General features: G+C 67.3%; 6 protein-coding genes. 2 read left to right on the top strand and 4 right to left on the bottom strand.

Annotated elements, in window-relative coordinates:
- Positions 1-597, top strand: a 597-nt coding sequence (locus BRAO375_RS19035) for a uracil-DNA glycosylase (protein WP_035641145.1), incomplete at its 5' end; no start/stop codon positions are given.
- 106 nt (positions 598-703) lie between these two features.
- Here BRAO375_RS19035 and BRAO375_RS19040 read toward each other — a convergent pair.
- The 4 genes from BRAO375_RS19040 to BRAO375_RS19055 form a co-directional block, all read right to left on the bottom strand.
- Positions 704-2,212: a glycosyltransferase family 39 protein gene (locus BRAO375_RS19040; protein WP_009029088.1), complete on the bottom strand. Its 1,509-nt coding sequence runs from the start codon at positions 2,210-2,212 to the stop codon at positions 704-706.
- Positions 2,213-2,415: 203 nt separating this feature from the next.
- Complete coding sequence (gene rnhB, locus BRAO375_RS19045; RefSeq protein WP_035641148.1) at positions 2,416-3,243, bottom strand: ribonuclease HII; 828 nt, start codon at positions 3,241-3,243, stop codon at positions 2,416-2,418.
- Positions 3,244-3,324: 81 nt separating this feature from the next.
- Positions 3,325-3,771: a VOC family protein gene (locus BRAO375_RS19050; protein ID WP_009029090.1), complete on the bottom strand. Its 447-nt coding sequence runs from the start codon at positions 3,769-3,771 to the stop codon at positions 3,325-3,327.
- A 17-nt stretch (positions 3,772-3,788) separates the two neighbouring features.
- On the bottom strand, positions 3,789-4,967 hold the full coding sequence (locus BRAO375_RS19055) for a PA0069 family radical SAM protein (RefSeq protein ID WP_035641150.1): 1,179 nt from the start codon (positions 4,965-4,967) through the stop codon (positions 3,789-3,791).
- Between the two features lie 188 nt (positions 4,968-5,155).
- On the opposite strand from BRAO375_RS19055, the gene BRAO375_RS19060 reads away from it, so the two are divergent.
- Positions 5,156-5,360, top strand: a 205-nt coding sequence (locus BRAO375_RS19060) for a phosphoketolase family protein (protein ID WP_035641153.1), incomplete at its 3' end; no start/stop codon positions are given.

The following is a 5,360-nucleotide window of genomic DNA, read 5'->3' on the forward strand; positions in this document are numbered from 1 at the left end:
GCAGCCATCGCTTCCGCGCGCGAGGCCGCGCGGACCGCGCCGACGCTCCAGGCGCTGCGCGAGCTGCTGGAGAATTTCGACGGCTGCGCGCTGAAGCAGACGGCCTCGCGGCTGGTGTTCGCCGACGGCAATCCGGAGGCCCGCATCATGCTGGTCGGCGAGGCGCCCGGCCGCGACGAGGACATCGAGGGGCTGCCCTTCGTCGGCCGCTCTGGAAAACTGCTCGACCGCATGATCGGCGCGATCGGGCTCGATCGCACGAAGGTCTACATCGCCAACGTCATCCCGTGGCGGCCGCCCGGCAACCGCACGCCGACGCCGCAGGAGACGCAGATCTGCCTGCCCTTCATCCGCCGCCAGATCGAGCTGGTCGATCCCGACGTGCTGGTGACGCTCGGCAACCCGTCGACGCAGGCGCTGCTCGGCACCACCGAGGGCATCATGCGCATGCGCGGCAAATGGCGCGACTACGACACCGGCAAGCGCACCATCCGCGCGATCGCGACCTTCCACCCGGCCTATCTGTTGCGCTCGCCGTCCTACAAGCGGCTGTCGTGGCAGGATCTGCGATCGATCGCGACGGTGCTGGCGGTGTAGGCCCCAGCCCTCTCCACGTCATTGCGAGGAGCCCTTGCGACGAAGCAATCCAGAGTCCCGCTCACGACTCTGGATTGCTTCGCTTCGCTCGCAATGACGGAGAGCGCTACGGCCCCTTCGGCCGCACGATGGCCCAGCCGATGCGCAGCACCGGCTGGCGGCCGTTGATCAGCCAGTCGAAGCTGCGCGGCACCTCCGGGACCAGCCCGGGGAAGCGCTGAACCAGCTCCGGCGGCGGCGTGCCGGCGGTGTCCGAGGCGCGCCAGACCACGATGCCGCCGCTCTCGGCGAACTTCGCCGCCGTGATCCACGGCGTCCGCTGCGGCGTGGCGTCAAGGAACAGATGCGCGCGACGGCGGCCGAGCGCCACCAGGCTGGCGAGTTGCGGATCGCCGGCGACCGCCTGCAGCCGCTGGTTGGTGCGGCGCTCAAAACTGTCGACGAAGAAGCGGGAGATGTCGCGGGCCGGCATCGACGTCGCGACCTCGCCATCCCCGAACAAGGGCAGCACCACCGCGCGGCCGGCCACGAGCACGGCAGGCGCGGCGACCGCCGCCGCCCAGACCATCCGCAACAGCCGCTGCCGCCGCAGATAGATCAGGTCGCCCGAGGCGACCACCAAAGCGAGGCCGACCATGGTCAAGGTGACGGCCGTCCCCCCGAGCAACGTCGGAAGGCCGAACAGGCCGGAGAGCAAGCTGGCGGCCAGGGCCGGTGCGATCGCGAAGCAATAGACGAAGTCGCGGGCCAGCGGCGAGACGGAGCGGCGATAGATGATCGGGGCGTCCGTCTCGCCGCGGCTCATCCAGCCGGCGTCGAGCAGCACGAGCAACACCACCGCCGAGATCGCCAGCAGCAATCCCCCGGCCAGCGCCAGCCAGTGCCAGCCGCGCGCCGACAACTCGGCAAGCATGGGCAAGGCCGGCAGTCCGACGCTGTCGGAGCGCAGCACGAAGATCAGATAGGGCAGCGCCAGCGCCAGCACGACGAGCAGCGCGAACAACGGATCGAACGAGCGCAGCACGCGGCGGCCCTGCGCGGTCGACACCGTGAAGCCGGCGAGCAGCAGCAGCAGGCCGGCGGCGGCCGGCGTGGTGAGCAGCAAGAGGCCGGCCTCGATCGACCAGGCGAACCACGCATTGCGCCGGCCTTGTCCGAGAATTCGCCAGCTGTGCAGCAGCAGCAGCGCCCAGAGCGGCCGCGCCAGCACCTCGGGTCCGAACTCCAGGGTCGGCGCGCCGAAGGCCGTGATCGTCATGGTCAGGAGCACCGCCAGCACGGCCTGCTGGCCGCCGACGATCGTGCGCGACAGGAGATAGACGACCCAGAGGCTGAGCGCCGAACACAGCACCGCCAGCAGATAGACGCCGAAGGCGTGGTTGCCGGCGGCCCGATAGGCGATGTCCGAGAGCCAGAACGACAGCGGCGGTCCGAGGTCGGTGCCGACCTGATATTCCCGCCCGAACGCGATCGCGGTGGCAAGCTGGCCCGGCGGACTGCGGTAGAACAGCACGGCGACGCCGAGCCACATCAGAGCCTGGCACAGCACCACGATGACGACGACCAGCCGCGGTCTGGCGCGGATCAGTTCGACTACCAGTGACGTGAAACGCATGAACGGCTGGATCGCTTGGCTGGACCGCTGGGGAGGTCGAGAAGGCCGGCAGGACCGTCCCTCATCGGCAGCGCTTGTCCCTTGCCCGCAATCGATACCGCGTGATCGAGGCGCACAGGACCGCCCCCGCTGCGAGGAGTGACAATTCGTGCTGGTTGGCTATCTCAAGCTTTAAGACCGCGGCGCGGTCGAGGCAACCTGCATCAGGCTTCCAGCGAGATTTCGGTGGAGGTCACCACCGTCACCTCTGCGAACAGGTCGGGCTCCGGCGCCTCGGTCCAGGGCTGATGCTTGCGCCGTGCTGCCACGACCGGGGCGAACAGGCTGCGGTGATGCACCGAGGGACCGAGCCGGTCCAGTGCGGCGAGATGCTCCGGCACCGCGTACCCCTTGTGCTGCTCGAAGCCGTAACCGGGGCAGTCCTGCGCCAGCGCGCACATCAGCCGGTCGCGCGTGACCTTGGCAACGATCGAGGCCGCGGCGATCGACATCACCAGCCCATCGCCCCCGATCACCGCCTCGCAATTGCAATCGACATCGATGCGGTCGCGGCCATCGACGAACACATGTCTCGGCGCCTCCGGCAGCGCCTTCACCGCGCGCGACAGCGCCCAGAGCGAGGCCCGCAGGATGTTGTCGCGGTCGATTCGCGCCGGTGAGGCAATGGCGACGGCAAACGCCGCGGTCTTGCAGATCTTGTCGAACAGCAGCTCCCGCTGCTCGGCGGTCAGCCGCTTGGAGTCGTCGAGCCCCTTCGGAATGCGGTCGGGGTCGAGAATCACCGCCGCCGCCACCACCGGACCCGCCAGCGGCCCACGGCCGGCTTCGTCGCAGCCCGCGACCGGCCAGACGCCCTGCTTCAACAGCGCACGCTCGCGCCGGAAGCTCGGCGGCGCCACCGCGATGACGCCCTTGCCGAGCTTGGCCGGAGATTTGGCGGCGCCCTTCGCCGCACCCACTTTCGTCGCCGCACCGCTGGCCGCTTTCGTCCTGCCCGGCTTTTTCGATTGATCCCGAATCATGGCGGGCATGGTGCGGAAGGGGCGGCAGCGACGCAACCGGAACCCTGCTCAATTCCCCGCTATTCCCACTGCAGCCCCGAACGGCAGAGATCAGGCGGGCAGATGCACGCGATTGTCCTCGCCGACATCGATTCCCGGCGCCACGACCACCTCCCAGACATGACCGTCCGGATCGGCAAAATAGCCGCTGTAACCACCATAATCGGTGGGCTTTGCCGGCTTCAGCAGCGTCGCGCCCTTCTCAACCGCCGATGCAAGCGCGGTATCGACCTCGGCCTCCGAGCAACAAGTCCAAGCCAGCGTCACACCACGGAAGGCCGGCGGCCGCGGTTGGTCCGCAACGCCCGCGTCCTGCGCGAGCGCCTCCCAGGGGTACAGCGCCAAGACGGTCCCGCCGGTCTCGAAAAACGCCACGGCCTCGCCAGTCGCTCTGAACTTCCGGACAAACCCAAGCGAAGCATAAAACGCGATGCTCCGGCGCATGCCGGAGACGCCGAGAGTAATGACGGTGAAACGGGGCACGACCTCTGCACTCATTGACCGCTCCACAGAACTCAAAACAGGCTGAGCTGCTGCCCGCCGCCCTTCGGCCGCACGAAATGATCCGTCGTGAGCTTGGTCCGCCGCTTGTTCAGCCCGAGCTTCTCGCAGGCGATCTCGAAGCGACGGCCGATCATCCAGGCCATTGGTCCCGTGCCCTTCATCCGCGTCCCCCATTGCGAGTCGTAGTCGCGACCGCCGCGCATGTCGCGGATCAGGGTGAAGACGTGGCGATAGCGGTCCGGATAATTCTCCAGCAGCCATTCGCGGAACAGGTCGCGCACCTCCAACGGCAGCCGCAGCAGCACGTAAGCGGCTTCCTTGACCCCGGCATGGGCGGCAGCGTCCAGGATACGCTCGATCTCGCTGTCGTTCAGCGCAGGTATCACCGGCGCCACCATGACGGTGGTCGGAATGCCGGCCTTCGACAGCGCCTGCAGCGCCTCCAGCCGCTTCGACGGCGTCGACGCCCGCGGCTCCATGGTGCGCGCCAGCTTCGGATCCAGCGTAGTCACGGAGATCGCGACTTTCGCCAGGTTCTTCTTGGCCATCCGCGCCAGAATGTCGGCATCACGCATCACCAGCGCCGACTTGGTGACGATTCCGACGGGATGGCCAACCCTTTCCAGCACCTCGAGGATGCCGCGCATGATCTTCCGCTCACGCTCGATCGGCTGGTACGGATCGGTGTTGGTGCCGATCGCGATCATCCGCGGCTCATAGCCGCTGGCCGCGAGCTCCTTCTCCAGCAGCGCGGGCGCATCCGGCTTCACGAACAGCTTGGATTCGAAGTCGAGCCCCGGCGAGAGGCCGAGAAAGGCATGGGTCGGCCGCGCGAAGCAATAGACGCAGCCGTGCTCGCAGCCGCGATACGGATTGATCGAGCGATCGAATCCGATATCTGGCGAGTCGTTGCGGGTGATGACCTTGCGGGAGGTATCGGTGGCGACCGTGGTCTTGAACGGCGGCAACTCTTCCAGGCTCTGCCAGCCGTCATCGAAGACAACGCGAGCTTCAGCCTCGTAGCGGCCGCTCGCATTGGATAGTGCACCCCGGCCGCGGCGCCGGCCCCGTTCGATGGCGACCGCGAGTTCGGGAAAGTCCTTTTCAGGAGCTGAGGAAGGCGCGCCCACCGGCTCGGAGGGCACCTGGACCGGTGGGCGCTTGAGGGCATGTGAAGATGCTCGGCTCATGGCCAAGACATAGCACAAAATAAGAACAAGACAAGAACAATGTAGAACGTAACCCGGCAGCGTTCTGAGGCTGCGCAAGTCCAGCCATCACATTCCCGTTCTATGCTGCAGCCGCGCTGGAACTGGACGGTGCGGCGTTACTCTCATGTAATCTTCCGCAGCGCGAAGCGGACGGCAAGCGAGGTCCCATGCAGATCACTTCTCCCACCCATCCGGCCGACGATCTCGATCTGCTCGACCGCTACTGGCGCGCGGCCAATTACCTCTCGGTCGGTCAGATCTACCTGCTCGACAATCCGCTGCTGCGCGAGCCGCTCAAGCCGGAGCACATCAAGCCGCGCCTGCTCGGCCATTGGGGCACCACGCCTGGGCTGAACTTCATCTACGCCCATC

This window comes from Bradyrhizobium sp. ORS 375 (assembly GCF_000239775.1).
Taxonomy (GTDB): Bacteria; Pseudomonadota; Alphaproteobacteria; order Rhizobiales; family Xanthobacteraceae; genus Bradyrhizobium.

Coding starts and splice junctions, on each gene's coding strand:
- rnhB (WP_035641148.1), bottom strand. CDS start 3,243: ATGCCCGCCATGATTCGGGATCAATCGAAAAAGCCGGGCAGGACGAAA.
- BRAO375_RS19050 (WP_009029090.1), bottom strand. CDS start 3,771: ATGAGTGCAGAGGTCGTGCCCCGTTTCACCGTCATTACTCTCGGCGTC.
- BRAO375_RS19040 (WP_009029088.1), bottom strand. CDS start 2,212: ATGCGTTTCACGTCACTGGTAGTCGAACTGATCCGCGCCAGACCGCGG.
- BRAO375_RS19055 (WP_035641150.1), bottom strand. CDS start 4,967: ATGAGCCGAGCATCTTCACATGCCCTCAAGCGCCCACCGGTCCAGGTG.